Origin of the sequence: Streptomyces sp. 15-116A, assembly GCF_025290915.1 — a bacterium.
In the GTDB taxonomy this organism is placed as follows: Bacteria; Actinomycetota; Actinomycetes; order Streptomycetales; family Streptomycetaceae; genus Streptomyces.
Genome location: NZ_JAOCQE010000434.1, coordinates 1 through 3,396, shown reverse-complemented (window position 1 = coordinate 3,396; position 3,396 = coordinate 1). Strand labels below are relative to the sequence as shown.

The 3,396-nt window shown below is 71.1% G+C and carries 1 protein-coding gene and 2 pseudogenes; 2 read left to right on the top strand and 1 reads right to left on the bottom strand.

All coding sequences use genetic code 11. From position 1 onward, the window contains the following. Window positions 1–246 (top strand): annotated as a pseudogene (locus tag N4P33_RS33905) (DUF3618 domain-containing protein); the annotation flags it as partial. Between the two features lie 195 nt (window positions 247–441). On the opposite strand, the gene N4P33_RS33900 reads toward N4P33_RS33905, so the two are convergent. Beyond that, window positions 442–2,247: an endonuclease/exonuclease/phosphatase family protein gene (locus N4P33_RS33900; protein ID WP_260830766.1), complete on the bottom strand. Its 1,806-nt coding sequence runs from the start codon at window positions 2,245–2,247 to the stop codon at window positions 442–444. A 231-nt stretch (window positions 2,248–2,478) separates the two neighbouring features. Between N4P33_RS33900 and N4P33_RS33895 the strand changes: the two are divergent. Further along, a pseudogene (locus N4P33_RS33895) lies at window positions 2,479–3,396 on the top strand (hypothetical protein); the annotation flags it as partial.

Genomic DNA, 3,396 nt, shown 5'->3' with positions numbered 1-3,396 from the left:
GACCTGCGGGACAAGGCCGGGGCGGTGGGGGTGCAGCTGCGGAGCAGTGCGGCGCAGGCGCCGAAGCCGGTGGTGATCGCCGGGGTGGCGGCGGGGGCCGTCGTGGCGGCGGGGGTTGTGTTGCGGCGGCAGTACGGGCACGGCCACGGGCATGGGCACGGGCACGGCTATGGGTACGGGCTCAAGCGCGGGTTTGAGCGCGGGCGCGGGCGTGGGCGTGGGCATGCGCACGGGTGGCTTGGCTGAGACGTGACGCCGGTGCCTGTCCGGTGGGGTGCGCGTCCTATGCCTGCGGCGCCACTGCGGCTTCGGTGGGGGTGCGCGTGGCGCCTACGGCCGGTGGGTGAGTCGGGGCCGGTGGGCGTGGGCGGGTGCGGCGCCAATCCGCGCGTCGTGGTGCCTCGGGAGCGTGGGCATCGCCGCCCACGCTCCCGTTCTTGCTTACGGGTGGAAGCGCAGGATCTGGGGGTCGTGGTCGCTGATCTGGTCGTGGAACTCCGCGTTGATGTGCACGCTGTCGTACGAGAAGCGGCGGATCGACGGGCTGATCAGGATCTGGTCCAGGACCTGGCTGTTGCCCTGGTAGACGTAGGAGTAACGCTCGCTCCTGGGGAGCGACTTGATCGCTGACCAGAGGGTGCCCTTGCCCTCGAGGATCTTCGTTGTCTCGGAGAACTCGAAGTCGTTGATGTCGCCCAGGGCGATGACGTTCGCGTTCTTCTGGGTCTTGAGGATCTTCGCGGTGAAGTCGTGGACCGCCTTGGCCTGGAGGTGGCGCTGGGTCTCCGAGGTGCGGGACGGGGGCTGGTGGTGTGACGTCAGGCTCTGGTCGCCGCCCTTCGAGGCGAAGTGGTTGGCGATGACGATGACCGTGCGGCCGCGGAAGGTGAACTCGCCGGCGAGGGGCTTGCGGCTGTTGGTGAAGGCCTCCGAGGCCGGGTCGATGCGGCCGGGGGAGAGGGTGAGCGCGGCTTTGCCGTCGGTCTTGGTGACGTCCACCGGGGTGGTGGCGTCGCCGCCGGGGCGGTCCACGAAGGAGACGCGGGCGGGGTTGAAGAGGAACACCTGGCGGATGTTGCCGCCGGGCTCGCCGCCGTCCGACTTGTCGGCCGGGTCGATCGCCCGCCACTCGTAGCGCGGGCCGCCGGCCGCCTCGATGGCGTCGGTCAGCTTCGTCAGGGTCTGGTCGGCGGCCACCGTGCCGTCGTCGGTGGCGCCGTTGTTGTCCTGGATCTCCTCCAGGGACACGATGTCGGGCGACTGCAGGTTGTTCACGATCGCGGCGGCGTGGGCCGCGAAGGTGTCGTCGGTCGGGTCGAGGTTCTCGACGTTGTACGTGGCGACCGCCAGTTCGCGACTGGTCTGCTTGCGGGTCGTCTCTCGCTGGAGGTTGCGGGATTCCAGGGTGCCCAGCTCGGAGGCGACCAGGGTGTAGCCGCCGTACTGGTTGAAGTCCAGGGGGCCCGTGGTGGTGCCGGTGAGGGTGTCGCCGACGTTCGCGTCCGGGAAGTCGGCGGCGCTGCCCAGGGACTGGATCTGCAGGCGGCCGGTGTTCTGGGAGTCGTAGGAGCCGTAGACCGTGCCGCCCCGGCGGTTGCGGTGCTCCCACGGCTTCACCGTGACCCAGAGTTCCGCGTACGGGTCGGTCGCGCCGACCACGCGCGTGTCGGAGACCTGGACGGTCATGCCCTCCAGGGACTCGTAGTGGTCCAGGGCGTAGGTCGAGGGGCGCAGGGGGAGGTCGTTGATCGAGCCGTTGGGGGTGGCGGTGTAGGCCGACGGGACGGTGCGGGAGGTGATCGGGGTGGGTTCCGGGAGCGCGTTGCCCGACGAGGTGACCGTGAAGGTGGGGCGGGTGATCTCCGTCAGGGACTGGTTGCCCGAGGAGGTGCCGCCGGGGACGTACTCGGTGACCGTGCCGGAGACGGTCACGGCATCGCCCTTGGTGACTCCCTTGGGGGTCGAGCCCGTGTAGACGAAGACGCCCTCGCTGGTGGCGGGGTCGGTGTCCGGGTTCGGGTCCTGGATCCAGAAGCCTCGGGAGGAGCCGTAGGTGCGGATGCCCGTGACGATTCCGGTCACGTCGGTGACCTGCTGACCCGCGTACGGGGATATGCGGGTGTCGCCCTGGAGGTCATGAATGCGTACGGAGTCGGCGTGCGCCGGGGTGGGCAGGGCGAGCGGGGCCGCTGTGCACACGGCGGCGACGGTGAGCGCGGCGAGACGGGAGGACGACTTGCTCGGCAACGTGGATCCCTCCGAGGGACATGTGGAGCGCCGGGATGAGGGGTGGTGACGCGCGTAGACATCGGGCGGTCCGTCGATTTCTACGCGCGTCAATGTCCAGCCGGACCAGGGCACTTGTCAAGGTTTCGGCCATGTACGGTCGCTGAAGAGGAGATGAAGCGGGCGGCATGGGTGGAAACCCGTCTAGGCTGAGCGGCTGAGTCGTACAAGGCGCCCTAGGAGAAACAGCCGATGTCAGACAGCTCCCCCCTGCCGCCGGTGCGCCTGCACCCCGAAGCGGAGCTGGCGCGCGACGCGCTGTCCACACCGTTGCTGTCCCGGGCCGCCCGGCTCGCCCGCTGGGCCGGACCCGAGGTCAGGGTCGACGCCGGGGGAGGGCTCGTCGACGAGCAGCTGCCCGCCGCGGCCGAGGTGCTGGCGCTGACCGGGGAGGACGCCGCCGCCGAGGCCAGTGAGGCGTGGCGGATCGCGGTGGACGCCGGGCTCGTCGAGGTCGTCGACGAGGAGGAGGGCACCGTCCGGGCGGGCGCCGAACTGGCGCTGCTCACCGGCGGATCTCCGCAGGACGTGCTGGGCGTGTGGCTCGCTGCCCTGGAGGCCGTGCTCGCCGACGCCAGTACCCCCGATCTCGGCGGGCTGGTGGACGCCATCGCCGAGGGCGAGGGGTCGGGGGTGCTCGATCTGGACTCGCTCGACTGGGACCCCGAGGCCGAGGCGGAGTTCCTCGACGGGGTGCTCGGCAACCTGTACCTGATGACCGTCGGCGACCCCGGGCCCGCGACCACGGCGGTGCCGCTGCCGGCGCTCGCCGCCTCCGTGCTGGTGCCCAACGACATGGCGGAGCCCACGAACGCCGTGCTGGAGCAGGTGTCCGACGCGATGATGCGGTTGGACGAGCAGTTCCGGCTGCTGGAGCCGGTGGGGCTCGTGGCGTACCAGCCCGTCGACGAGGCGCTCATGGCCGACGCCGAGGAGGAGCCCCTCGACGACACCGACGTCTCCCGCTACGGCATGGTGCGGCTCACCCCGCTCGGCCTGTACGGACTGCGCGCCCGGCTGCTGGAGGCCGGCTTCGACGCGCCGGCCGTCGGGGACCTCGCGGCCAAGGGCGCCGACGTGCTGCTCGACGGCACCGCCGTGTTCCCGCCG